A 23,847-nucleotide genomic window follows, 5' to 3' on the forward strand; every position below is an offset into this window, starting at 1 on the left:
GGTTCGTGATCTGGGACGAAGGACCAAGGACGTCTCCTCAAAGCTTACAGCATCTCTTCTCGCCCGCGAAGCGGAACTGGCCTCGCCGAAGGCGAGACTGGCCAGGCAAAGCCTGACTGGCCTGCGTAAGCAGACTGGCTTCTCTTATTTTCTCGAAGAACAAGCCCGCATTCATGAAGTCTTAACCGACACCATAGTATATCGTTATACTAATACTGGGTATCATACAGTACAATAATATCAACATAGTACCGAGGTGATGTTATGGATATAGGGAAACTGGCAACGGAAATGAACAGAGGCTTTATACAACTACTGATAATGGTAATGCTGGATGAACCTATGTACGGGTACGATATCGTTAAGACGCTGGGAGATAAGAGTTTCTCAATCGATGAGAACACTTTATACCCGCTTCTGAGAAGACTTGAAGAGAGGGAGATCCTTTTAAGCGAGTGGAGAGTCGAGGAGAACAAACCGAGGAAGTATTATTTCGTATCCGACACCGGACGCAGAGTCAGAGAAGAACTCCTTCGGATCTGGCGTGAACAGGAGCAGCTATTGAAGAGCTTTATTGGGGAGGTATGAAAATGGTGAGACTGAAGAAGTATCTTGATGATGTAAGAACCTTTCTGCCTGGAACTGATCCGGATAAGGTAGATGAGATTCTAAAAGAAATCGAAAGCCACGTTCTAGAAAGGGCAGAGCGAGAACACGGCGAAATCAACGACACCACGGTCGCTATGTCCATAAAGGAATACGGTTCACCCGAAGAGGTTGCAGCAAGGTATTACGAGGGCGGTCCGATAATTGCCCCTCATCTTAAGAACTATCTCTTCATGTACACGGGAATCCTGTTCGCGATTCACCTCGGACTGCATCTTATCGCTTTTGTTTTTGGCGAGAATGGCGCGATCTTTGATTTCAGGGGAACCGATCTACTGAGCCTTCTCTCACAACTTCCAGTGACTTTCGTATTTGACTTCGGACTTGTGAGCTTGATTCTTTATTTCGTGACGCAGGCAAAGGGTACTGCAAAGCTCCCCCATTTCACATATTTCATCAGAGAAGAAAAGGCGCCTTCCATTGGCAAGAGGATTGGATCTCTTATAGGAACCTCTGCTGTCGCCGTGATAACCTTCCTGGCCTTCACATACGGACCGTTCTATCTTGGAAACGGTGAGTTGACAGAGATCGCGATTGTTGCACTTGACTCATTCAAGTTCGGTCTCTTCCTGGCTTTTGGATTGCTGATAATAGATTCAGTATCAAATCTGATCAACATTTTCAATTACTCGAGGTTCAGCAAAATCGTTTCAAATACTCTTGGCCTTCTGTTTCTCTTTCTTGCAGTCTCGCCCGATTACAAACCAGATATCGCATCTTATCTGAGTCTTAACCCTTCAAGTGTCGATCACCCCATGCTTGTCGCAATACTATTCTTAATGGCTATAGTATTAATCGTGGATCTGGTGTTCGAAACCATAAAGTTCTGGGCTAGCAGAATTGTAAGAACTAATTGAGACTGTCCGATGCAAATCCTGAGGGGCGTTGCCCCTCTTTTTCTTGCAGATAAGACCTTCATCACAATAGTAAAGTTGAGAATTTCAGATCAATTTGTTGTTCTTTTGGAGGCTGTTTGTTTCAATAACTAGCTTACTCCGTTGATTAGTCAAGGGGGTAGAGTAAATCAACAATCTCTATCGCATTTTCACTGGCCAATCTCTCACCCGGAATCTACTTGGTAATACAATTCATTAGGCAGTCCTCATAAGGTCTTGAAGAACTCCCTTTGTTGGAGTCTGACTTTGGAATTCTGCTTCCGGGTGAGTTGTTCTCACGAATTTGGGGGTTTGAAATGGTGGCTTATATTCTTTAGGAGGCTTCTGTTCTTAACACTTGTCTCCTTCATTGTCACTCTGGTCGTATTTGCAGTAGTTTGGTCGATGGGACCGGATGTGCTATTGAGAGCATATATGACGGGAAACGCTTCGAAGTCCCCGAATGCTGAACAGAGGATAATCGAGAAGTACGGGCTCGACAAACCGGCAGTTGTCATGTACTTCAAGTGGCTTGGGAACACTATTAAGGGTGACATGGGATACTCATTGACTGCCAGCTCATCGGTTTCTGAAGCCATTATCTCAAGACTTCCGGCAAGCCTCGAACTGCTCGTGCTTGCACTTATCCCAATAATCTTAGTAGGTTCAAGGCTTGGTATTAGAGCTGCGATGCATCCAGATGGGGTTTCAGATTCTATCTTTGGATTCTTTTCGATAGTAGGCTGGGCAACCCCAGATTATGTAATGGCTCTGCTCATTCTCGTGGGCAGCTTCACCATATTCGGCTGGCTTCCTATCGGCAGCCTGACCACCGGGTTAATTACGAATTGGACCTCCTACACTAACTCCCTAATAATCGATTCAGTTCTCAATCTGCGCTTCGATATCCTTTTGTCTCAGCTAATCAATCTTGTGCAACCTGTATTGACCCTCTTCATTGTGCATTCGGCTTATGTTTTTCAGATAAGCAGGGCAACTGCTCTCGATGTCAAGAAAAGAGATTATGTTAGGGCAGCAAGATCAAGAGGTGTGAGCGAAAGAACGATAATGCTAAAACATGTTAGAAAGAATGTACTGATTCCTGTCGCAACTGTTGGAGGCGAGCTCTTTGCATCGCTTTTCGCAGGACTTGCCTTTGTTGAAACCATCTTTGCGAGACCGGGTATAGGAAGGCTGCTAACTGACGCAGCAATAAGCGTTGAAGTGCTGACACTCTCAGGCTGTGTACTTCTGATAGCCGCCATGATGATTATCGTGAATATCGTTGTAGATATTATCTATTCCTTAATCGACCCACGAATTCTTCTCTGGGATAATGGGAAGGGATCTAGAGCAGATTAACGTTTTCTGGCTGCTCACAGAATTCAATTGACGATTGAGCAAACAGTCTGGAAAGTAGATCGCTTTTGGATGTTGCAGACGTACAATGAACGTTAGGGGGTGAAACCCATGAAGAAGTCCGTTCTAGTACTTTTCATTCTGCTTGTTGCTTCGCTCTCACTCGGCAGCCTTTCTCTGGGACTGATCAATGCAGCTGCAAAGACCGAGTCTCTTTCGAACACTCCACTTTCCGGCTTCGTTGGAATAGACGTGCTGGGCATAGATCTGCGGTACGATCTTGGACCTTTATCGTTCGGAGTGGCAACTCCATTTCTAATGTTTACTCTCTCTGAAGACACCGGCGTTAAGACCTCTTTTGTGATCCCTGGAGTTGCCTGGTTAGGATATGCCGGGCTGAAGCTTGATATGGGAGTCTTCTATTTCAGGGGAGACATCGGTCACACATTCGCTTTTGGAGAGCAGTTGCAGCTGGGCTTTTCTCCTCTCAGACTGGGAGTTGGAATGAATATCATTCCCAATTACTACATAGAGTTCAACACAGCTGTAATTCTCCAGAAATTCAGCGAGACTGTAGGCAAGATCTATGACTTCAAGATCGGCTACAGATTCTGATAGAAAAAAGAGGTGGTAAAGATGAAGAAATTGCTTGCAACGGCCATTGTGGCAACAGTGCTGGCAATGTCTTGTCTTTCGAGGAATCCCACGATTGAGGTGTACAGAAATCGTTTCAACTCAGTCACCTACTACGATATAGAGAAATTCAGCGAGAATTTGAAAACAGAGAGTATCAATATTTCGCGTAATGAGAAGCGTATGCTGGAAGACGGAGACATTCTTGTTTATCTCACAGACCAGAATAGACTCAGAAAGATGCTTATACTAGAGCTCGACAGGGACAATCGAGGTTTCATGTTCTTTGACTTTGTTACGTATGACGAGAACGGCCTAGTATTCATCGAGAAGAAGTATGTGAAGCTTCAGGCTTCGGATATTTTCGACTTCGACAAAGGAATCAGCCCCGAAAAGATTGAGGGAGTCAAACTGTGGTGTCACAATCTGGATGATGTCGAGATGTATCTCGTTCCATGGAATCCAGCGAAGCTCGGAAAATACCCGACCGCAGGGCTGAATTGACAAGCAGCGAACTCGTTCCAAGAAAGCAGAGTTTTCACTGAAGGGATTTCAGAACAACCTTGAATCAAAGATTGCTCTCTGTTAACAAGCCGGAACTTGAACGACTCTAGAAGCGAAATCCATTCTCTAGAACTCAAGCTGAACGAGAAATGTGGGAACTATCTTCAGGCTAGTATCGACAAAAAACTCCCCAGGCAGATTAACGGGAAATCCCAGTTCTGCACCGATAAAAAGCCTTCCAAAATCAGTGGCGAACCCGTAGCTCGCACCTGCTCGTGCAAGAAGGAGGCCTTCCATTTCACCGAGGTGAAAAAGGATCTCAGTTCCACCGTGAACTCTCCAGGAGGCGATATCTTTGTAAAGATACAGACCCGGAACCAATACGATTGAATCTGTATCAAAGATTACTCCCGCCTTGGCCTGAAATCCAAGAAGCCACGTATCAAAATTGATTGCGGCAAAAGGCTCGAAATGACCGTGTATCTTGACGCCGACACCGAAACCAATTCCAATGGCAGATGCAGAAATAACAAGTACCAAAGCAATACAGACAAACCTCATGAAAGCATACACCTCCTTGAATAGTCCAATTCTATCTCAAGTCGAGTCAATAATCCCTAGAAAGTGCTCAATAGTCTAGTACATAACTCGCTTAGCGAACAGACACCTTCAAGAGTGATAGAATTAACTCGTAATTACCACTTCTCTCATCTGTTCTCTGTTACATTCGGTGGGAGGGCTTTCCAATCGTCCAATTAAGAGTTTAAGGAGGCTAAGATGACAAAGATTGTTATCATCGGAGGTGGAATCGGCGGACTGGCCGCGGGGTGTTTTGCCAGAATGAACAGATTCGACCCGATTATACTTGAGAAGTCAAGCAAATTGGGCGGTCTATGCACCTCATAGGATAGCGGCGGATATGTTTTCGATGGCTTTATTTGCCATCTTGCTGGGCTACTTCCGAATACCCCCCTCTACAACATGTGGAAGGATTTGGGCGCCATGCCTTCAGAAGTTCACTTCCCCGAAGAGTTGGTGAAAGCAGAAGATCAATCGGGCAATAAGTTCACGGTTCACTACGATCTCGAAAGACTTGAAACCGAAATGAAGAGAATCGCTCCTGAAGATTCTCATACAATAGAGGACTATATCAACGGAATCCGCAGACTTTCCGATATGGATCTTCTGGAAGTGGGATTCTGGAAATTCAGAGACTGGATCAAGAACATCTTTGTTCTCATAAAGAACAGAAAGGTCACGAAGTACACAATGATTGCTTTTGCTCAGAGATTCAAGAATCCTGCCTTAAGGATGTTCTTTCCAGTCATTCAATATGGTTGGGCAAATATCCCCATGACTCTCAATCTTGGAGTAATGGCAGGCTCCAACGCGAAGAGATACGGAAGGTATTCCGGAGGTTCCGGCAAGTTCATCGAGTCAATCGTGAAGAGATACGCTTTCCTCGGGGGCGAGATACTGTACGATTCGTCAGCAGTTAAGGTCATTGAAAGGGAGGGAAGGGCAGTCGGGGTAAGGCTCGAAAGTGGTCAGGAGCTTAACGCCGACTATGTGGTTTCAGATGTTTACGGCTATGATACTTTTAAGAAACTGATAGATGAGAGACACCTCACCGATCGGCTGCGCTCGATGTATTCAAAGCCCATCGACAGAATGATGATGACTCTGCACGTGTCTTTTGGCATTAACATGGACCTGTCACAATTGCCGAATGCAATGTCTTTCTTTCTGGATAAACCGATTGAGATTGCAGGTGACGGATGTTCCATAGTAAACCTTCTGAATTACAGTTATGATCGAACAATGGCACCAAAGGAAAAGATTGCCAGTAACACTATCAGTGCAATTGAGAGAGTTAATCCCGGCATCACAGATGAAGTTGAAGTAACTGATGTTGCAACGCCAATGACCACAGAGAAGTTCAAATGGACGTGGCTATGGGAGCAATGAGGACTTTCGAATGAAAGACACTCTCAAAGGCTTCCTCAACAAGTCGTTGGTATTGAAGACTCTGAAGAACTTCTACGTGATCGAGCACTCCATAGGAGGAACCAACCTCTACGGCTGTGCCACGATGGGCAGGAACACCGTCAAAAAGATCTGCAAGAAAGAGAAGAAGAGTTTTGTGGGTTTCTGAGATATAGATTCAATACGATTACTCTCTGAAGTAGCATGGAGAGGAATACTTCAAGATCCCTCTCCCAAATAAGCATTGCCTCTACTCTGTCAACTTCAAAGAGCCTGCTCCTATCTTATTCTTTGTAGCTTTGTCGAAAAGCAAGTAGTTGACTGAAGGAAAGGAGATCTCCATCTTCGAATCAACTACGAAATCGACTCTTCCAAAGACGACTATTGAGAACATCGTGTTCTTGATCTTTGCCCTCACCACTGTCTCCATTCCAGAAGGAAGCGTTGAGTAGATAACACAACTATTTGCTCCGCTGTACGGGTTTAGCGTGATGTCCTCCGGTCTCAAACCAATTATTACTTCGTCACCGTTCTTAACTTCTGCCTCTTTGCTCTTGAAAATCATCTCCATAGTGAGTTCGGCGGTTTCAAGAGAGACTCCATCTTTCTCAGCACCCTTAACTGTGGCATCCAGGAAATTCATTGAAGGATTCCCGATGAAATCTCCGACGAAAACGTTGGACGGTTGATCGTATATTACGAGTGGGGGTGCATATTGCTGGAGAACCCCTTCCTCAAGGAGACAAACCTTTGTGGCCAGTGTCATTGCTTCCAGCTGATCATGAGTGACGTAGACTACCGTCGATTCGATCTCCCTGTGAAGCCGCTTCAGTTCGGCTCGCATTTCCATTCTCAGTTTGGCATCAAGGTTAGAAAGCGGCTCATCCATCAAGAGGACCTTAGGATTTGGAGCAAGTGTTCTTGCGATGGCAACTCTTTGCTGTTGACCGCCCGAAAGTTCTGAAGGATACCTGTCAAGAAGATCGCTTATCTTGACGAGATCGCCCATCTCTCTTACTCGCTTTCTTATTTCCTCTTTGCTCCACTTCATGTTTTCAAGACCGAAAGCTATGTTCTGATAAACTGTCATGTGAGGCCAAAGTGCGTAATTCTGGAACAAGAGGCCGACATCCCGCTTATCCGGAGATAGGTTAATCTGCTTCTCACCTGAAAAAACCACCTTACCGCCGATGCTTATCTCACCGATTGTTGGCGTTTCAAGCCCGGATATCATTCGAAGTGTCGTGGTTTTACCGCATCCGGAGGGACCGAGAAGCGTCACAAAATCGCGGTCTTCAATCGTAAGATCAAGCTTGTCAACCGCGTTGACACTTCCGAAAGTCTTTGTCAGGTTCTTCAATATAATTTCAGGCATCAGGTCAACCTCCTATTCCTTTATCCAGACTTGCGCCGGTGACTTTATTGATCACGAAATTGAACACAAGAACTATTCCGATTATCAGCAGTACAATCGCATTTGCGTATTGATTCCAGCCCTTTTCGTTGTACTTGAAAAGCATTGTCGTCAAAATGCTGGTTGACGGTGTAACAAGCAATATATAAAGGGCTAGTTCTCTCATGCTCGATATGAAAGGAAGAAGATAACCGGATATTACCGTGGGCTTCTGAATTGGGATGATTATCTTCACCATTCTCTTCCACCATCTGATGCCCAGTATTATTGCGGCCTCTTCAATTTCCTTGCCAAGCTGCAGAATCGCGTTAATACCCGCTCTCGATGCAAAAGGCAGATACTTCACCGAACCAACAAGGGCAAGTATCGCAAAAGTACCGTAAAGAGGTGGTATGAAACCTCGCTGAACCGAGAACATCGATAGATAGATCGCACCGAAAGCCATGCTAGGAATCAAATATGGAAAGAAGGCCAACCTGTCAACCATATTGGAGCCGAATCTTCCTCTGGTTTTGGCAACGGAATACCCGACCAGTATACCAACTGTGCCTGCTATCAGCGCTACTACGATAGAAAGAGAGAAACTATTGAACAAGCCTTGATACACGTACTTATTCTTTAAGATACCCGGCTCACCGTTTGCTATGTTCGGACTACCCTCTCCCGTCCAGAATATCGTAGATAGATTGCTAAGAGAGTAATTCCCGGGCTCCACAAAGAACGACTGAGCCGCAAAGGTAAGCAGCGGGATTACCGCCACTGCTACCAGGAGTACCAGCATAATTGAGGAAATCGGTGTACGAAGCTTTCTCAAATTCACAAGCGAGATGTTTCCGCTCTTTCCCGTTACCGTAGTGAACCCTTTTCTCTTGCCGATAATCAACTGATTTATCGTGAGAATTGCCACTCCAACAACTATCATGAATGAAGCGATAATGTATCCGGCACCGGGATTAACTCCGTTGATCGTTCTGTACAGCTGCGTTGTAAGCACCTGAAACCTCACCGGACCTCCAAGGAATGAAGGCACGGCAAACGCACTCATAGCGCTGGAGAACACAAGCAAGAACGTAGACAGAATGGCTGGCATGACTATTGGCACAGTTATCTTCCATATTATCCGAAATCTCGTTGCCTTGAGAATCACTGCGGCCTCTTCAAGGTTTGCGTCCATGTTTCTCAAGATCCCACCGATTAGTATGAATGCAAAGGGCGCATAATGCATTCCCAGAACGAGAACTATCGGAATGAATCCATATGCAAACCAGTCTGAAGTCTCAATGCCCGTTAAGGCCGTGAATATGCCAGGTACGCCACCAATGCTCTTGTTCTTGAAGAAGTTCAGCCAGGCCATAGCCAGTGTCCAGGAGGGCATAATATATGGAAACAACATCATCGTGGATATCGGCTTCTTGAATCTGAGATTTGTTCTGGTTACCATCCAGGCGAAGAAGCCTCCGACTATGAGCGCGAAAGCGCAGGTAGCTATTGAAACCAGCAAAGTGTTTATGAGGGGTTTATAAAACAAGTTGTCGCTTGCAGCACTTTTAAACACGTACTCCCAGTGGTAAGTCGTGAAATCTCCAACACTTGAACCCCTAATTCTTCTCACTTCTGCAGAATGAACAGTGAAAGTGTCTACTCCTATGTAGAATAGAGGAACTATCGTCAAATATATCAGGATAATGAGCAGGAGAATCAGAATCGCGTGCTCTGGCTTCGACAAATACCCGAGTAACTTGTTCAGCAACTTCTTCATAGCAACCACCTTTGAAGAGACTAAGACTCCCCCGATCGGGGGAGTCTAGAGAATGTGATCAATATGCGTACATATTCCAGAAGTCTTCTACATCAAGTCTGTGATTGAAAAGGAACTCAGGATCTTCACCAATCAATACCTTCTCCCAAACATCGAAGGCATTGTCGCCAGGATACGGAAGGATATTTGGATTAGACGAGTAAGTTCCTTCAGACCCAGCCCAAGGAGCAAAGCCTTCCTCCGTCAGTAGATACTCGATAAAGAGCTTTGCAGCATTAGGATGAGCGGCATTGTTCGTCAGCATCATGTAGCTGGGATAATAGAAACCGGCAAAGGGTTCCATTCCCATAATCGGCAGCAGGGCGAGATTCTTGGTGTCTCTGTATCTTACCTTTGAATAGGTGCATAGACCGACCTTGTCAATCCCCTGTCCTCTTATTCCCAGAGACTCGGCCATCGTTGTGTCACTGTTGATGAAGACCAGTCCATTCTCGAGAACTCCTTTCATCCACTCATAACCGGCGTTTTCTGTTGTAAGCTTAATTGGTTCCCCAAAATACCTTTCATAAGCGATTTCCAGATCTTCAACAACTTCAGGAGTTGTGAGCATCGTAAGGAAATTCATGTTTACGCCTTCCTGGAAGGGGTCCTTGAAGAAGAACCTACCTTTGTAAGCAGGATCCGTAAGCGCCCAAACATTAGTTACGGGCGGGAAAGTGAATGTCTCGGAGTTGTAAAGGAAGACCTTAGTGATAACCGATAGAACAAGCGGATTCTGCATCGACTCGGGAATTAGATCCTTCATGTCTTCCGGAACATAGTTTATCAAGTATCCCGGCTCGATAAGCTCCCCGAATACTCTACCACCGTCCTGGGCAATTACAAAGTCCGCGCCGACGATTCCGTTTCCCACTTCTCTGGAAACCTTTTCAATCATCTCGAAGTCTTTCAGGTTATAGGCTTCTACGGCGATTCCATACTTCGCTGTGAAGGCCTCTGCCGCATTGGATATTCTGCTGGTTATAGAATATACAACGACCTTCCCTTCCTTCTTGGCCGCCTCGAGCAGCTCCGGGGAAACAGCAAGGATAGAAATACCTAACATAATGACTAGCACGAGCAAGAACGACCTCAATTTCATAAAACACCTCCTAAATCAGTTAAGAATTTGGATCAGGAGTTCTCTTTATGTATCTTTTGCTCTCTGTGATCAAGCGAAAGCCTTACGCTATCTACCTTGAGCGCTTCGTACAGACGTTCGGCGATATACACAGACCTATGCTTGCCTCCGGTACAGCCAACAGCTATCTTGATGAAGTTTCTTCCGCTTCCCGCGAATCCCTCTATCGTTATCCTGCATAGTCTCAGAACAGTGTCGAAATAGCTTTCGATCTCCGGATAGGTCTCCAAATAATCCTTAACTTGCTTGTCCATTCCTGTAAGCTCTATGAGATCCTCGTAATAATAGGGGTTGGGAAGGAATCTCACATCGAAAATCAGGTTGGCATCATGAGGCACTCCTTCATTATAAGAAAAGCTCTCTATTTCTATTCTCATAGGTGGAAGCGAATATCCCTTGCCGCTAATTATCGAAACAATTGCCTCTTTCATCTCTTTCATATCCATTCTTGAAGTATCGATAACATGATCACAGTGCAGTTTCAGCGGCTCCATGATACTTCTTTCCTTCTGAATCGCTTCTTCAAGTCCTATCTCTTCCTGGAGAGGATGTGCTCTTCGCGTCTTCTGATATCTGTAGTATAGAACCTCGTCTTCAGCATCGAGGAAAATCGTTGTTACTCCCAACCCTCTCTCTTTAAGCAATTCAATGCCCTCAATTACCTTATCCATTCCGCCGAACTTCTTGGCCGTACGAATATCGATTACGACGGCACTCTTGTCGATTTCCTGCTCGCCGATTATTCTTACAAGCTCTCCAATAATCGAAGGAGGAACGTTGTCCATGCAGAAGAAGCCAAAATCCTCAAGAACATCGATTGCCGAAGACTTTCCGGCGCCGGACATTCCGGTTACAACGATAATAGATGAAGACATTCGTAGCATCACCGCCCAAATGGAAAACATAATTAGTAAACGAGAAATAGAAGATTCTATCTTTAATTATACAACAGTTTGTAATAACTCCAATTAGTAGCCCGACGCCAGACCGGATTCATGTCTTTCGACATTGTTTTTTCAACACTTGATTCATCCTAAGCCACATGAGACTACCCAAGATCAATTAATGGGGCTTTCCGGTCAACATATGTTGTTAGGGACCCTCAATTGCTGTAGAAGAGTTCTAAATCCTTCTTCAGCTCTTCCAGAGCCTCGGGATTAACATAGATCATGGCCGCCCTCGTAGACTCTGTGAATGATGTTGGCACGAAGAGAATCCGAGATCTTGAGATAATCAATGCTATAGGCAACCGATTCAAAGGGGCACTCAAGATCAACCTTCCTCCAGCGACAAAGACTCATAGATAGGGCGCTCTGGTCAAAGCAAAAGCATGTGAAAGAGCATCACTGCATCGGGAAATCCCAGGTCAAGTGAGTCAGGCATTTCCGGCTCAGCTTTGCCGCTCTCCCAATTCCTGTTCAGATACACTTCTGCGTTCCCGCTCTTGTAAGGCAGATTTGTTTCATATCCTATCTCTATCTTGATGTAATCATTTGCGCATGTTTTCAGCTGCCCAGAAAGATCGAACATTGTGCCATTATTTAAGGCCCCAATACATGGCCCGATTGCCGTTATTCTTGAGTCATACACGCTAAGGGAGCGGTAGCTCTCTTCTAGCAGCAATGTACAGAAGTCCACCTGGTTCATCCTTAGATTTCGTTGATAGAATACGGCCGAGCTGATCCCTGTAAGCATTTCCAGAGTCTCTGCGATACTCCGTTTTCTATCGTCTGCAAGCTTGTTTACCTCCCAGAGCGCGCTTACATACTCCTCCTTCACCCATCTACTTGCCTCTTCAACAAGAGTCTCCAGCTCACCGTAACCTTGCAGTGATACCGGGCAGAAGCGACATAGGCCGGAATTGAGAGAGCAAATGCCTTGTCCTCCGTTGAACTCCACTGGACTGTTCCGAGATCGAAGACCGGGGAGATGAAAATCAGTCCTGAAGGATAAACTCGAGCGAGGATCTGTTCTTCGTTCCCAGATCCGCTGTACGCTTAAGAACAAGGATCCGCTGATCGCTGTGAGATTAAGTTCCCCCATCAACTTTTAGTGGCAAACGGATTTTGGTCTTCCGAGCGTTCAGCGCTCAGCGAAAAGCGGCTCTTTCCCTGCGAAGCAGGCATTGCTATCACTGATGCTCTTCAGTGCCTTGCGTCTAATGTTTTGTTCTTCTTAATGCCTATAGCTTGCAACTCGGAACTGAGAACTTGCAACTGCTCCATTTCGTCGAGAACAGTGGACCGTTGACGGTCAACTATGAATTCTCGCACTCTCGCAGCGAAGCTCTCGACAATGCTCTTTCTCCGTTTTCTCAATTGCGTACAACGTCATTTTCCAATTGCACAGCGGGTCTTCTGCTGCCATGCATCTCGGAGTCTTTTTACTCAGTCAAGATTGAAATCGTGTCCACAGTTCTTGCAGAAACGATTCTCTTTTTTGTTCAACATATAGCAAAGGCTACATTTCTTGTAACCAGTGAGAGAAGTTCCGCAACTAGAACACTTGGTTGCCTTGTCGTCATTCTCTGTGCCGCACTCCGGACACCTAGAATAACTCTTACTCTTCTTCTTCTCGAGTCTTGCCTCTCTATCGGAAACAAAGGTGTAGTCGTAGGTCATTTCCTCCTGAACTTCGCTCCTACTAACGGGTTCCTGTTCACTAACAGGACCGGAGAAGCTCTTCGTCTTCGCCATGCCTAGAAGCATTCTCCCGAGGGTTGTTGCGATGAAGCCCAACACTATAAAAACGAATACACTTCCAAAAACAAGGCTTAGATACGGAGCCAGAAAGAAACTAGCAAAGCTAAGTATTATCAAGCCTATGCCGACACCGTAGACTATTCCACCGATAACTTTGATTACTGTTCTCACTGGATCACCAGAGCGGATGTACATTTCACCACCGTCCTTTCAATTCAATTGTACAATGTCTTTCAATATGATCAACTTAGATTACTCACAGTTCCTTTTGAGATGGGAAAGAAAAATGTAGAATTGATTGACAGGAGTTTGAAGGGAGAGAAGATTGATGGAGATTTCTACGGTTCTGCTGCTACTGGCCCTTTTCTTCGGAATAATTTCCGTTCTTGTGATAATTTTCAAAATCTAATTGCCAAGCGTAGCCCGGAACTCTTAGTGTTTCTCTTTGGAGAACGAAGCGACATTACCTTTCGTAGCGACAACCAGATCCGTCGGCCTTAACCATATCTGAAGGCCCCGCTTGCCAGCGCTCATAGAAATCCTCTCTTCACTCAAGACTTCTCCATCTATATAGATTTTGAAGCTCTTGTTCATACCCAGAGGAGAGACCCCTCCCCTGACGTAACCTGTAATAGCTAGAAGCCGGTCTGAGGAGACCGTTTCGATATTTCTATCACCAGTTATCTCCGGAAGCTTCTTCATATCGATTTCCCGATGCCCACCGAGACAGCACACGAAGACACCGCTTCGATCACCTTTGAGTACGATTGTCTTCATCGTTTTAGAAGCTGAAAGTCCAAGTTCGGAAGCGACCTTAACAGCGCCCAGATCACTTTCGTCAACTTCGTACTCAAGAACCTCATACTCTATGCCGAGACCGTCCAGAATCCTTGTTGCGTTTGTTCTTAGAGGCTTCTCATTCTTCATGCTCTGTCTCCTTAGAAGAGGCTCTAGACTAACCGATAAGTTTCCTGTGGAGCAGTTCCAAACGCTTGTTTATATCTGCAGCGGAAAGCTCTGTTATCAGTTCGTCGAGGTCGCCGTCCATTATATAAAGAAGTCTGTAGCTGGTGAAGTTAATCCTGTGGTCAGTGACCCTGTTTTGAGGGAAGTTGTATGTTCTTATCTTCTCACTTCGCTCTCCAGTTCCTATTTGCGTTCTTCTGGTCTCGACAATTTCATTTTCCGCCTTAGAGCTATACATCTCGTAGAGTTTTGCACGAAGTATCTCAAGGGCCCTGGCCTTGTTCTGGTGCTGAGATCTCTCCTTCTGTACCGCAACAACGATTCCCGTTGGTTCATGAACTATCCTGACCGCTGAATCTGTCTTGTTAACATGCTGACCGCCTGCTCCTGAAGCTCTGTACGTATCAATTCTTAGGTCGGCAGGATCGATTTTGACTTCCGTCTCGCTGACTTCAGGAAGAACCGCCACTGTGGCGGTCGAAGTATGGATCCTTCCGCCGGATTCTGTAGAGGGAACTCTCTGGACCCTGTGGACTCCGCTTTCATACTTCAGTTTGCTGAATACGCTCCGACCTTTTATCTGAAATACGATTTCTTTTAATCCGCCGATGTCTGTTTCATTGGAATCAATGATCTCTGATTTCCAGTTGTTTCGCTCGGCATATCTGCTGTACATGCGGAATAGATCCGCAGCGAAGAGAGCCGCTTCTTCGCCGCCAGTTCCCGCTCTTATCTCGATAATTATGTTTCTATTGTCTGATAGATCGGGAACCAGTAGTCCCTTTAGATTCAGTTCCTGTTTCCCAATGCTATTCTCAAGGTCTGATATTGTCTGGGCTATCTCTTCCTGTTCGCTCTCACCGGCAGAATTCTTCATCTCATACCATTCGTCAAGCTCGCTTTTCATCGATTCTATGTCATTGTAGAGATTTATGATCTCGGAAAGCTCGGAATGTTTCTTGCCGTACTCCATAAGTTTCTCAGGATCGGAGGCAACTTCTGGTCTGGAGAGCTCCCTTTCAACTTCCTTGAATCTCTCCCTGAATACTTCCATTATCTTTTCTAGATCCATTAGAAGGCCCTCCTGGCCATGGCGTTCGCATCTCTCGCATAGTTCTGAAGCTGATCCTTGTCGATAATGCCCTTCTTGAAAGCATCCATCAACGCATCATCAAAGGTAACCATTCCAAACTTAATGCCGGCTTGCATCATAGATTCTATCTGATGGAACTTCTGTTCCCTGATAAGGTTCCTTATCGCCTGGTTCACAACTAGAATCTCAAGAATTGCAATCCTCCCTTTGCCGTCTCTTCTTCTCAGCAGCCTTTGGTAAATGACAGCCAGCAAGGTATTTGCAAGCTGCATTGCTATTTGGTTCTGCTGATGAGGTGGGAAGACTCCGACTATCCTTTCGGGAGTGGTGGCGGCAGAATTCGTATGAATCGTTGAGAAAACAAGGTGACCGGTCTCCGCAGCGGTCATCGCAAGTTCCATAGTCTCGCTATCTCTCATCTCGCCAACGAGAATTACGTCCGGGTCCTGCCTCATGGCATACTTAAGGCCGTTGTAGAAGGACTTGGTATCGGGTCCAAGCTCCCTCTGGTGAATCAAAGCGGTCTTTTGCTCAAAAACATACTCTACAGGATCCTCTATAGTTATGAGGTGTGCATTCCTTGTTCTGTTTATGTTTTCCAGCATCGCTGCAAGAGTGGTTGATTTACCGCTGCCTGTAGGCCCCGCAACTAGCACGAGTCCCTTGTCCGGCTTGCAGAAGTCTTTGAAAATGGCGGGGTAACCTAGGTCATCTATAGTCTTAACTGTTTTCGGAATGAGCCTCAGAGCTATCACAGGAAGCTTATTTGAGTAGAAGAAATTTCCTCTTACTCTCGATGAGCTGAAGCCAAAAGAGAAATCGATTTCCTTACTGTCCGAGTCCTCAAACTCCATCCCCGTAACTTCCTTAAGCTCAGCAATGATCTTTTTCATCATTATCGCATCGGTAAGAAGCTTGTCCTGAATCAACTCGCCATCGACCCTGTACATCACATAACCCCCGGAAGTCACATGAACGTCGCTCGCATTCATCTGTTCACCCTTGCTCAGAGTCTCCATTATTAGCATCTTCCACACCTCCTAGAACAGACAAGATTTTAACACAATGCGCTGTAGGATAACTATGATAAGATGTAAGATTCTAGGGACAGTGATAGTTCTCATGAATCGATCCGATTTTGGACCGCCATAGTCGGGAGGGATGTGCGTGTTCTACGAGCTGTATATAAGATCATTTTGCGATGGCAACGGAGACGGAATAGGAGATCTAGTAGGAGCCGAACAGAAACTTGATTATCTTGCAGGTCTCGGTATCGAAGGAATATGGCTCCTACCGATACTTCAGTCGCCGGCATACCACGGTTACAGTGTCACTGACTTTTTCAGCATTAATCCCATATATGGAAATCTCAAAGAGCTGAGAAGCTTTCTTGCTTCAGCACATAGGAGAGATCTGAAAGTGATCCTGGACCTTCCGATCAACCACACTTCTCCTAGTCATGAATGGTTTCTCAGGGCTCTCGACGGCGAAAGACCGTACAGGGACTGGTACCTCTTTCTGCAGAACGAAGACTGGCTAAAGGCAAGGAGACACTGGGACGGGGAGAAGGTATGGACTAATTACTCCGGCCAATGGGCATATACACTTTTCGGCCCGGGAAGCCCCGATCTCAATTACGAATCAACTTCTCTATGGCAACAGATGAAAGAGGTTCTCACATTTTGGCTTTCGGTGGGATTTGACGGCTTCAGATTCGACGCCGCAAAACACATCTTCGATTTCTCTATAGAGAAGGGAATATGCGAGTATCAGCACAGCAGAAATATCGCGTTCTGGAAAGAGATGACCTCGCACTGCCGATCAATTTCGCCCGATTCGATCTTTGTGAGCGAAGTTTGGGATGATGCAAGAATTGTGGATCTTTATTCTGCGATCTTCGGAATCGGATTCAACTTCCCGCTGGCCGAAGACTTGAAGTCAGCAATTGCCAAGAAGGATCCTGAGCTTCTGGTAATATCATTGAAGACAGATTTGAACAGGTGCTTCAGGGCCAAACGCAGCTATGAATCTGGACTCTTCCTTACGAATCATGATATGAGTCGTTTGGTATCGTCAATGAACGGCGACCGCGAACTCTCGCTTCTTTCAATGTCTGTATTGCTCTCTCTTCCAGGAGTACCCTTCTTCTACTATGGCGAGGAACTGGGCATGGAAGGTGTCTACAATATGTACTTCAACGAAGAACAGCTGGAACCCTTTCTCTGGTATGAGAACGGCTACGGTCCGGGACAGACGGAATGGAAGGCTCTCGGCAAAAACCATCCTCACAGCGGTGTGTCCTATGAAGCGCAAGAAGCTGTCGATGACAGCTACTATATGAGATTCAGGGCTATACTTGAATTCAGAAAGAGTAATCCCTGGCTAAGATTTGCCACAATCAAGAGCGTGAAGCGCAAGGAGACTTTGATAATGTTAAAGGTGGCTGGAGAGAGCAAGAGCGCAAACATACTCCACAATCTCGGAACGAAGAAGATTGCTGTCGATTTGAACGCTGATGTCCAAGTGATCAACGGCACCGTATCGAGGTACAGGAACAAGAGATATCTTGGCGCCCTAGCTAGTGCGATGGAGGTTACTGAATGAACGAAGATAGAGCTTCAGTCGCCAGAATGGGTTCGATAATAGGCGTAGCTGGAAATGCTTTGCTTGCGGTGATCAAAGTATTTACCGGCTTCTTCACTGGAAGCATGGCTATTCTTGCCGATGGGGTGGATTCAACTACCGACATATTGACATCTATCATAACGTGGATCTCAACATCTGTTTCAAGCAAACCGCCGGATGCTCAACACCCTTACGGTCATGAAAGAGCCGACGCCGTTGCATCCAAAATTGTGTCCATGATTATCTTTTTTGCCGGCGCCCAGCTTGCTATGAGTTCTGTTCAGAAGCTGTTTACCGGAGAGTCTTCCGTCGAGAATCTTGAGCTGGTAATTGTGGTTGCGGCAATCTCATCCGTCACGAAATACTTCCTCTATCGCTACAAGATGAGCATTGGAAAAAAGATTGACTCTTCTGTTTTTGTCGCAGACGCGATGAATATGAAGCTTGACATAGTAATCTCGCTATCCGTTTTGGGAGGTTCGATTTTCGTTGGAGTTACCGGACTGCAGATAATCGACTCGATTATCGGACTGGTTGTATCAGTGCTGGTAATCAAGACCTCTATCGAGATTTTTTGGGAAACCAACTACGAGCTTATGGATGGACTGAAGCCGGGCGACAATGTTTACAACATAATCTTCGAAGCGGTTGAAAGAGTTCCGGGAGTTCACAACCCTCACAAAGTGAGAGTAAGAAAGATGGGTTACAAGTATCTTGTTGATCTAGACATCGAAGTAGACCCCAGGCTGTCTGTTAGGAACGCCCACTTCCTTGCCAAGCAGGTTGAGGCCGCGATAAAGAAGGATCAGGAAAACGTCTATGATGTACATGTTCACATTGAACCTTCGGGAAATGTTGAAGATGAGAACTTCGGAATAGACTCTTCGAGGGAGTTTGGAAAAAACACAGATAAAGACCACTAGAAACTGCGGTGCCTTTCTTGAGACCAAGTCTCCGTGTCGGTTTTCTTTAGAGAGATTCGTAATTGTAATCGACTTTGTACTATAATCATGTGGAGATGCTCTTTCTCAACCGTAATAAGTTCACACAAAAATATTTGAAAACAATATCTCGTATTGGGGGTGAAATCGTGAATCTAAAAGGCACAAAGACTCTTGAGAACCTAATGAAGGCATTTGCAGGCGAATCACAGGCAAGAAACAGATACACTTTCTACGCTTCCGTAGCCAAGAAGGAAGGATTCGAGCAGATTTCCGCTCTTTTCAGGGAAACTGCCGATAACGAGAAGGAACACGCAGAAGTTTTCTTCAAGCACATCATAGAAGGTATGACAGGCGAACTACCGGTTATGGTCCACGTAGATGCTGACTATCCTGTAGATCTTAGAGGAACGAGAGAGAATCTCAAAGCTGCCGCTGCCGGAGAAAACGAAGAGTGGACGGAACTGTATCCAACATTTGCCGATGTCGCGGAAAAGGAAGGCTTTAGAACTGTTGCAGAGAGCTTCAGACAGATAGCCAAGGTGGAAAAACGCCATGAGACCCGCTATTTGAAACTGCTCGAAAACGTCGAAACCGAAAAGGTATTTAAGAGAGAAGAGAAGGTCCTTTGGAAATGCGGAAATTGCGGGTATATACTTGAGGCAAAAGAAGCGCCCGAGCAGTGCCCTGCATGCAAACATTCGAAGGCTTACTTCGAACTCTTCGTTGAGAACTATTAGATCATCTCTAGAAGTCATCTGGGTCCGGTATTGCCGGGCCCTTTTTGGCTCTGCTATTCCAGGCGGGTCAGAGAACTGAATCCATCTACGAATACCCTGAATTCCTGATCTTCGAGATCTTTCATCTTCGAATTGTCTATTAGAAACTCAAGAAAACTCACAACTCTTTCACAGGCGATATCGTTATACTTTATGTTCTCAAAACTTGAGCGCGCAGCAGAAACGATCCGTCCGATCAGAGTCTGTAAAGTGAACAGCTCCAGCTTCCCAAATTCTAGATGTCCTGCAAGCTTCTCTAGGAGGACCACCCATGTTTCCAAAGGACCGGAGGTTCCGAAATGATCTTGCAATACTGGCATGAGTTGCCCGTAATAAAAGTGGTGAGTAGACTCGCTCTGCCAGGGTTCAATTCCAAAGATAGCTTTTGCCTCTTTCTTTTTCTTTTCAGGCATTGAGAAGAGCGCTTTTGCAATCGTGTCCTGCTTTGCAAAAACATAGTACTCCTCTCCGGCAAGATAACCCAGTTCGCTGAGACAGTCAAGATATCCCTCTTTCATGAAGTTTCGAGAGACTTCGGGATCGAAGTCAAGAACATCTCCATAGAATTCTCTCGGTTTGATTACAAGATGTTTCACTTCATCAAGTCTCTTTAGTGAAACAAGAGTCAGAAGATCTCTAATTCTCTTCGGACCGAGATCGACAATAATAATCTCCTTGAACCCTCTGCTCAAAGCCATATTAACGGGAATATTTCTGTAAATTCCACCATCTATGAACTTTTCCAAGCCAATTTGCTCTCTTCTGAAGACTGGATGATTAGCGCTTGCCAGAATGTAGTCTCTTAGCTCTCCTTCAGGAATATCTTCGATAAAGAGCTCCCTCGGCTCCATATTGCTGAGAGAATAAGTGACTATACCAACATCGATCGGGGCTTTTCGAACTTCCTCTTCCTTAAGGAGACGGCCAAAGTTTTTTCTAAGTGGAGCAGGATCGAACCCGCCGGTCTTGAGTGCACCAATCGCTTTTTCGATCAAGTTGCCGTCAGTTCCATCTACTACCACTTTATCGAAATCGATTTTCAGCCACAATTCGCGTGCGTCTTCGAACTTGTCCATAGCAACTGCCATTGAGTTTAAGGCGCCTACCGACGTCCCATAGACTCCCCCGATCTCAATTCCACAATCCTTCAGAGCCTTCCAGACTCCTATCTGATAAGCGCCTCGGGCTCCGCCTCCCGAGAGCACGAGTCCAATTTTACCGTCGAAATTGACCCTTTCCTTAGCCGGAATAAGAAGTTCGGACAGATTCAACTTACCCACTTTGGTCACCTCTATCCAATTGTATATTAGGCTCCCTCCGAAATCCACAGAAAATTTCCCTCATGGTGCATGTTCAGCTACAATGCTTAAAGGAGGTGTTATATGAACCTGGAAAGTTTTAGAAAGCGCTTCGCGGAAATAACGTCTGAATTGGAGAAGCTAGTTGCAGAAGGTGAGATTCCCGGAATCTCCTGCGGAGTACGTTTTAAGGACACAGTTGAAACTGCCTCTCTTGGGGTCACGAATATCAACCATCCCTTGAAGGTAAATGATGAGACTTTCTTCCAGATCGGCTCGATAACCAAGACTTTCGTAGCTCTTGCTGTTATGAGATTGGTCGATGCCGGCAGGATCGATCTGGAAAGACCAATTAAGGAACTCCTCGAAGATTTCGCTCTTTCAGATAAAGGAGCTGAAGAAAAGATCACGATGAAACATCTTCTGACCCATACTTCTGGCATGAAGGGGGATTACTTCAAGGATTTTGGTTATGGTAAGGATGCCCTGGAGAAACTGGTTAGGAACATGTCTTCTCTTCCTCAGATCAACCCTCCAGGAAGAATCCTTTCTTACTGCAATTCAGGTTTCTATGTGGCGGGAAGAGTAATTGAGGCGGTTACCGGGAAGACCTTCGAAGAAGCAATCATCGAACTGGTTTCCAAGCCTCTCGGTCTGGAGAACATTCATTTCTTCCCCGAAGATATAATAACAGAACGTTTTGCGGTCGGGCACCTGATCACAGAAGATCGTATATCTGTTGCTCTTCCTTGGGCCGTTGGAAGGGCAATACATCCAGCTGGAGGCATCGTCACTAACATTAAGGAACTACTAAACTATTCAGCCCTTTATTTTAGTGGCAGAGCTTCGGATAGAAATGGAATCATAAGTGATGATTCCTTCACAAAACTCATAACTGGAAAGATTGACGCTTCCCCTGCATCTAAGGTCGCACTTGGCTGGTTCGTGGAAGAGATTGATGGAGTGGCGACAATACAGCATGGTGGTGGCACCAACGGTCAAATATCCTTACTGATGGTCTTCCCGGAGATCGACTTTTCAGCAGCCATTCTAACCAACAGCAACGAAGGCAGTAAAGCGACCTCTCTCTTTTCGAGAATGATCGTGGAAGATCTTCTGGAACTGAATCCGGTAATTATTGAACCCGCAACCAATTATCTGGAAAGGGCGGAGAAGATTGCCGGGCTCTATAGAGGAGAGATGTCAGATCTGGAGATCTTCATTGAGCAGGGGAAGAGCTTCATTAAGGAAATCCCGCGAGTAGGTTTTCCAGATGAAGACTCTGAACCGGCTCCTCCATCCACTCCACAGGAGATTTCAATATCGGACGAAGGTTTCGTAATAAATCTTAGCGAACCTTATTTGGCAAGTGCGGGGGAGTTCATCGTAAATGAATTTGGCAGAATAGAAGGTCTAAGGATCGGACTTCGTATCTATAATGAGATTGGATCCTGAGCTAATAGAATTATTATGGTATGACTCGATCTTTCCTCTGCCCTTACCTCTGATAAAATAAGAGTGCGGTCGTATCTTCTTAACTCGATGAAAAGATTGGAGGGTTATTATGAGCCAGCTCGTTGTTATGGGAAATACACGTCTCAAAGGCGAGATAAGGGCAAGTGGCTCCAAAAATTCAGTGCTACCGATTCTTGCGGCTACAGTAATGATTGAAGAGCCAGTCGTCATAAAGAATGTGCCAGAATTGCGAGATGTCCAGACGATGATATCAATACTTCAGCAAATTGGAAAGACAGTCGCTTTCGAAAATGAAACCGTCACAATAATGCCTGGAGAGATTCTAGTAGGAAACGTTCCATATGAACTCGTAAGAAAAATGAGAGCCTCATTCAACATTATTGGTCCTCTTGCTATGATTTGTGGATGGGCCAAGGTTGGAAAACCTGGTGGCTGCAATATCGGCCAGCGTCCTGTTGATTTTCATCTCAAGGGGTTGGAGGCTTTTGGATTCAAGATAACCGAAGAGCACGGCGACGTTATGGCCGTGATCCCGCAGAATTTCGAGAAAGAGATAATCTATGCTCTTCCATTTCCCAGTGTGGGAGCTACCGAGCAGCTAATGACTACTGCAGCGCTTATGGAGGGGAGCGTGGTAACGATTGAAAACGCCGCGCGTGAACCCGAAATTTCTGATCTTCAGAACTTTCTTAACAAGTGTGGTGCACAAGTCAGTGGTGCCTCAACTCCAACCATCAAAGTGACAGGAGTTGGAAAGCTTACTGGAGCAGAGTATTCAGTTATTCCAGATAGAGTAGAAATCGGAACGTATTTACTCGGAGCGATCGCCACCAAAGGTGACATTAAAATCCATGGGGCAATTGCAGACCATTTGATTGCCCTTTTGAGAATTCTCGAAGAGATGGGTGCAGGCATTGAAAAGAGCCATGAATATTTGCGAGCTTTCTGGAAAGGCCCTTTGAACCCTGTTAGAGTATCATCTGAACCATACCCTGGATTTCCAACAGATCTTCAACCAATAATAACGGCCGTTTTAGCGACGGTTGAGGGCACTTCGGTGCTTGAGGAAAACGTCTTCGAAAATCGTTTTGGGTATGTAGATGAGCTAAACCGTATGGGAGCTCAGATAAAAGTCTCGAGCAGCCATGCGAATATTCGTGGTGTGAAAAAGCTAAGTGGAGCAGAAGTCGTTGCGCCAGATATCAGGGCCGGTGCTGCTCTGGTAATGGCCGGGCTAGCTGCGGACGGAGAGACAATCATCAACAATGCCACACACCTCTTCAGAGGGTATGAAAGATTCCAGGAGAAACTGAGGACACTGGGAGCGAAAATTACCTTCTATCCCGACGAAGAATGAGGGAGAAACGAGGTTAGGGGTAGGTCGGATCATGAGAACTGTGGGCCGTTGAGCGGTTTTCCGCTGGCGAAGAAAAAGGAACTGGATGCTGAAACAAGTTCAGCTTGACGAGATGTAAGACTCTCAGTACGATGTTGGATTGGTTGTACGTAAGGGATTGTTGGTTAGGCGAACTTGCCCGAAGTGTTCCTTTTCCCTCGCATAGCCCAAACTTAATCTTAGTCTCCCTAGACT

24 protein-coding genes are annotated in these 23,847 nt (G+C 45.6%); 13 read left to right on the plus strand and 11 right to left on the minus strand.

Going from position 1 to position 23,847, the window contains the following annotated elements; translation table 11 throughout:
- Nucleotides 1-264 precede the first annotated feature (264 nt).
- From RJ60_RS12290 to RJ60_RS12310, 5 genes are all read left to right on the plus strand, one after another.
- Nucleotides 265-588: a PadR family transcriptional regulator gene (locus RJ60_RS12290; protein WP_103134880.1), complete on the plus strand. Its 324-nt coding sequence runs from the start codon at nt 265-267 to the stop codon at nt 586-588.
- Nucleotides 589-590: 2 nt separating this feature from the next.
- A complete protein-coding gene (locus RJ60_RS12295; RefSeq protein WP_258006310.1) occupies nt 591-1,523 on the plus strand; it encodes a hypothetical protein in 933 nt (310 codons plus the stop codon).
- 330 nt (nt 1,524-1,853) lie between these two features.
- Nucleotides 1,854-2,903, plus strand: coding sequence for an ABC transporter permease (locus tag RJ60_RS12300; protein WP_258006311.1), 1,050 nt, complete (start codon nt 1,854-1,856; stop codon nt 2,901-2,903).
- A 108-nt stretch (nt 2,904-3,011) separates the two neighbouring features.
- The gene (locus tag RJ60_RS12305) at nt 3,012-3,515 is read left to right on the plus strand and encodes a hypothetical protein (protein ID WP_103134882.1); all 504 of its coding nucleotides are present in this window, start codon (nt 3,012-3,014) and stop codon (nt 3,513-3,515) included.
- Nucleotides 3,516-3,536: 21 nt separating this feature from the next.
- Nucleotides 3,537-4,037: a hypothetical protein gene (locus RJ60_RS12310; RefSeq protein WP_103134883.1), complete on the plus strand. Its 501-nt coding sequence runs from the start codon at nt 3,537-3,539 to the stop codon at nt 4,035-4,037.
- A gap of 126 nt (nt 4,038-4,163) precedes the next feature.
- Here RJ60_RS12310 and RJ60_RS12315 read toward each other — a convergent pair whose 3' ends face one another.
- Nucleotides 4,164-4,598, minus strand: a complete 435-nt coding sequence (locus RJ60_RS12315) for a hypothetical protein (RefSeq protein ID WP_103134884.1) — start codon at nt 4,596-4,598, stop codon at nt 4,164-4,166.
- 216 nt (nt 4,599-4,814) lie between these two features.
- Here RJ60_RS12315 and RJ60_RS16310 point away from each other — a divergent pair, with 216 nt between their 5' ends.
- The 3 genes from RJ60_RS16310 to RJ60_RS16315 all read left to right on the plus strand — a co-directional run bounded on the left by RJ60_RS16310 (nt 4,815) and on the right by RJ60_RS16315 (nt 6,192).
- Nucleotides 4,815-4,943, plus strand: a complete 129-nt coding sequence (locus RJ60_RS16310) for an NAD(P)-binding protein (RefSeq protein ID WP_258006312.1) — start codon at nt 4,815-4,817, stop codon at nt 4,941-4,943.
- Nucleotides 4,944-5,039: 96 nt separating this feature from the next.
- Entirely contained in the window at nt 5,040-6,005 is a 966-nt protein-coding gene (locus RJ60_RS12320; RefSeq protein ID WP_258006313.1) for an NAD(P)/FAD-dependent oxidoreductase, read from the plus strand.
- Between the two features lie 10 nt (nt 6,006-6,015).
- Complete coding sequence (locus RJ60_RS16315; RefSeq protein ID WP_258006314.1) at nt 6,016-6,192, plus strand: hypothetical protein; 177 nt, start codon at nt 6,016-6,018, stop codon at nt 6,190-6,192.
- Between the two features lie 81 nt (nt 6,193-6,273).
- On the opposite strand, the gene RJ60_RS12325 is transcribed toward RJ60_RS16315, so the two are convergent.
- The 9 genes from RJ60_RS12325 to RJ60_RS12365 form a co-directional block, all read right to left on the minus strand.
- Nucleotides 6,274-7,398: an ABC transporter ATP-binding protein gene (locus RJ60_RS12325; RefSeq protein ID WP_099828470.1), complete on the minus strand. Its 1,125-nt coding sequence runs from the start codon at nt 7,396-7,398 to the stop codon at nt 6,274-6,276.
- Between the two features lie 4 nt (nt 7,399-7,402).
- A complete protein-coding gene (locus RJ60_RS12330; RefSeq protein ID WP_103134885.1) occupies nt 7,403-9,196 on the minus strand; it encodes an iron ABC transporter permease in 1,794 nt (597 codons plus the stop codon).
- A gap of 58 nt (nt 9,197-9,254) precedes the next feature.
- Complete coding sequence (locus RJ60_RS12335; RefSeq protein WP_103134886.1) at nt 9,255-10,337, minus strand: ABC transporter substrate-binding protein; 1,083 nt, start codon at nt 10,335-10,337, stop codon at nt 9,255-9,257.
- 32 nt (nt 10,338-10,369) lie between these two features.
- Nucleotides 10,370-11,251 carry an RNase adapter RapZ gene (rapZ, locus tag RJ60_RS12340; RefSeq protein ID WP_103134887.1) on the minus strand — a complete coding sequence of 294 codons (882 nt, stop codon included), beginning with the start codon at nt 11,249-11,251 and terminating at the stop codon, nt 10,370-10,372.
- A 442-nt stretch (nt 11,252-11,693) separates the two neighbouring features.
- A complete protein-coding gene (locus RJ60_RS12345) occupies nt 11,694-12,275 on the minus strand; it encodes a hypothetical protein (RefSeq protein WP_146028925.1) in 582 nt (193 codons plus the stop codon).
- A 488-nt stretch (nt 12,276-12,763) separates the two neighbouring features.
- Nucleotides 12,764-13,273, minus strand: coding sequence for a zinc ribbon domain-containing protein (locus tag RJ60_RS12350; protein WP_099828475.1), 510 nt, complete (start codon nt 13,271-13,273; stop codon nt 12,764-12,766).
- Between the two features lie 237 nt (nt 13,274-13,510).
- Nucleotides 13,511-14,005 carry an aminoacyl-tRNA deacylase gene (locus RJ60_RS12355; protein WP_099828476.1) on the minus strand — a complete coding sequence of 165 codons (495 nt, stop codon included), beginning with the start codon at nt 14,003-14,005 and terminating at the stop codon, nt 13,511-13,513.
- Nucleotides 14,006-14,033: 28 nt separating this feature from the next.
- Nucleotides 14,034-15,116 carry a peptide chain release factor 1 gene (gene prfA / locus RJ60_RS12360; protein WP_099828477.1) on the minus strand — a complete coding sequence of 361 codons (1,083 nt, stop codon included), beginning with the start codon at nt 15,114-15,116 and terminating at the stop codon, nt 14,034-14,036.
- Nucleotides 15,116-16,165 carry a type IV pilus twitching motility protein PilT gene (locus RJ60_RS12365; protein WP_099828478.1) on the minus strand — a complete coding sequence of 350 codons (1,050 nt, stop codon included), beginning with the start codon at nt 16,163-16,165 and terminating at the stop codon, nt 15,116-15,118. Before RJ60_RS12365 ends, prfA begins: the two co-directional genes overlap by 1 nt.
- Before the next feature lie 133 nt (nt 16,166-16,298).
- Here RJ60_RS12365 and RJ60_RS12370 point away from each other — a divergent pair, with 133 nt between their 5' ends.
- The 3 genes from RJ60_RS12370 (at nt 16,299) to rbr (ending at nt 19,443) form a co-directional block, all read left to right on the plus strand.
- Nucleotides 16,299-17,741 carry an alpha-amylase family glycosyl hydrolase gene (locus RJ60_RS12370; RefSeq protein WP_258006315.1) on the plus strand — a complete coding sequence of 481 codons (1,443 nt, stop codon included), beginning with the start codon at nt 16,299-16,301 and terminating at the stop codon, nt 17,739-17,741.
- A complete protein-coding gene (locus RJ60_RS12375) occupies nt 17,738-18,685 on the plus strand; it encodes a cation diffusion facilitator family transporter (RefSeq protein WP_103134890.1) in 948 nt (315 codons plus the stop codon). Before RJ60_RS12370 ends, RJ60_RS12375 begins: the two co-directional genes overlap by 4 nt.
- 164 nt (nt 18,686-18,849) lie before the next feature.
- A complete protein-coding gene (gene rbr, locus RJ60_RS12380) occupies nt 18,850-19,443 on the plus strand; it encodes a rubrerythrin (RefSeq protein ID WP_207759726.1) in 594 nt (197 codons plus the stop codon).
- 53 nt (nt 19,444-19,496) lie between these two features.
- Here rbr and RJ60_RS12385 read toward each other — a convergent pair whose 3' ends face one another.
- Nucleotides 19,497-20,762, minus strand: coding sequence for a patatin-like phospholipase family protein (locus tag RJ60_RS12385; RefSeq protein ID WP_103134916.1), 1,266 nt, complete (start codon nt 20,760-20,762; stop codon nt 19,497-19,499).
- Nucleotides 20,763-20,864: 102 nt separating this feature from the next.
- On the opposite strand from RJ60_RS12385, the gene RJ60_RS12390 reads away from it, so the two are divergent.
- Nucleotides 20,865-22,235, plus strand: a complete 1,371-nt coding sequence (locus tag RJ60_RS12390) for a serine hydrolase (protein WP_103134891.1) — start codon at nt 20,865-20,867, stop codon at nt 22,233-22,235.
- A 109-nt stretch (nt 22,236-22,344) separates the two neighbouring features.
- The gene (gene murA, locus RJ60_RS12395) at nt 22,345-23,613 is read left to right on the plus strand and encodes a UDP-N-acetylglucosamine 1-carboxyvinyltransferase (RefSeq protein ID WP_103134892.1); all 1,269 of its coding nucleotides are present in this window, start codon (nt 22,345-22,347) and stop codon (nt 23,611-23,613) included.
- The last annotated feature ends 234 nt before the right edge of the window (nt 23,614-23,847 follow it).

Origin of the sequence: Mesotoga sp. B105.6.4, assembly GCF_002896535.1 — a bacterium.
In the GTDB taxonomy this organism is placed as follows: domain Bacteria; phylum Thermotogota; class Thermotogae; order Petrotogales; family Kosmotogaceae; genus Mesotoga.

What these genes read in the sequence shown, in the direction of transcription:
- RJ60_RS12290 (WP_103134880.1), top strand. Translation starts at nt 265, where the DNA reads ATGGATATAGGGAAACTGGCAACGGAAATGAACAGAGGCTTTATACAA.
- RJ60_RS12295 (WP_258006310.1), top strand. Translation starts at nt 591, where the DNA reads ATGGTGAGACTGAAGAAGTATCTTGATGATGTAAGAACCTTTCTGCCT.
- RJ60_RS12305 (WP_103134882.1), top strand. Translation starts at nt 3,012, where the DNA reads ATGAAGAAGTCCGTTCTAGTACTTTTCATTCTGCTTGTTGCTTCGCTC.
- RJ60_RS12310 (WP_103134883.1), top strand. Translation starts at nt 3,537, where the DNA reads ATGAAGAAATTGCTTGCAACGGCCATTGTGGCAACAGTGCTGGCAATG.
- RJ60_RS12315 (WP_103134884.1), bottom strand. Translation starts at nt 4,598, where the DNA reads ATGAGGTTTGTCTGTATTGCTTTGGTACTTGTTATTTCTGCATCTGCC.
- RJ60_RS16310 (WP_258006312.1), top strand. Translation starts at nt 4,815, where the DNA reads ATGACAAAGATTGTTATCATCGGAGGTGGAATCGGCGGACTGGCCGCG.
- RJ60_RS12320 (WP_258006313.1), top strand. Translation starts at nt 5,040, where the DNA reads ATGCCTTCAGAAGTTCACTTCCCCGAAGAGTTGGTGAAAGCAGAAGAT.
- RJ60_RS16315 (WP_258006314.1), top strand. Translation starts at nt 6,016, where the DNA reads ATGAAAGACACTCTCAAAGGCTTCCTCAACAAGTCGTTGGTATTGAAG.
- RJ60_RS12325 (WP_099828470.1), bottom strand. Translation starts at nt 7,398, where the DNA reads ATGCCTGAAATTATATTGAAGAACCTGACAAAGACTTTCGGAAGTGTC.
- RJ60_RS12330 (WP_103134885.1), bottom strand. Translation starts at nt 9,196, where the DNA reads ATGAAGAAGTTGCTGAACAAGTTACTCGGGTATTTGTCGAAGCCAGAG.
- RJ60_RS12335 (WP_103134886.1), bottom strand. Translation starts at nt 10,337, where the DNA reads ATGAAATTGAGGTCGTTCTTGCTCGTGCTAGTCATTATGTTAGGTATT.
- rapZ (WP_103134887.1), bottom strand. Translation starts at nt 11,251, where the DNA reads ATGTCTTCATCTATTATCGTTGTAACCGGAATGTCCGGCGCCGGAAAG.
- RJ60_RS12350 (WP_099828475.1), bottom strand. Translation starts at nt 13,273, where the DNA reads ATGTACATCCGCTCTGGTGATCCAGTGAGAACAGTAATCAAAGTTATC.
- RJ60_RS12355 (WP_099828476.1), bottom strand. Translation starts at nt 14,005, where the DNA reads ATGAAGAATGAGAAGCCTCTAAGAACAAACGCAACAAGGATTCTGGAC.
- prfA (WP_099828477.1), bottom strand. Translation starts at nt 15,116, where the DNA reads ATGGATCTAGAAAAGATAATGGAAGTATTCAGGGAGAGATTCAAGGAA.
- RJ60_RS12365 (WP_099828478.1), bottom strand. Translation starts at nt 16,165, where the DNA reads ATGCTAATAATGGAGACTCTGAGCAAGGGTGAACAGATGAATGCGAGC.
- RJ60_RS12370 (WP_258006315.1), top strand. Translation starts at nt 16,299, where the DNA reads ATGTGCGTGTTCTACGAGCTGTATATAAGATCATTTTGCGATGGCAAC.
- RJ60_RS12375 (WP_103134890.1), top strand. Translation starts at nt 17,738, where the DNA reads ATGAACGAAGATAGAGCTTCAGTCGCCAGAATGGGTTCGATAATAGGC.
- RJ60_RS12390 (WP_103134891.1), top strand. Translation starts at nt 20,865, where the DNA reads ATGAACCTGGAAAGTTTTAGAAAGCGCTTCGCGGAAATAACGTCTGAA.
- murA (WP_103134892.1), top strand. Translation starts at nt 22,345, where the DNA reads ATGAGCCAGCTCGTTGTTATGGGAAATACACGTCTCAAAGGCGAGATA.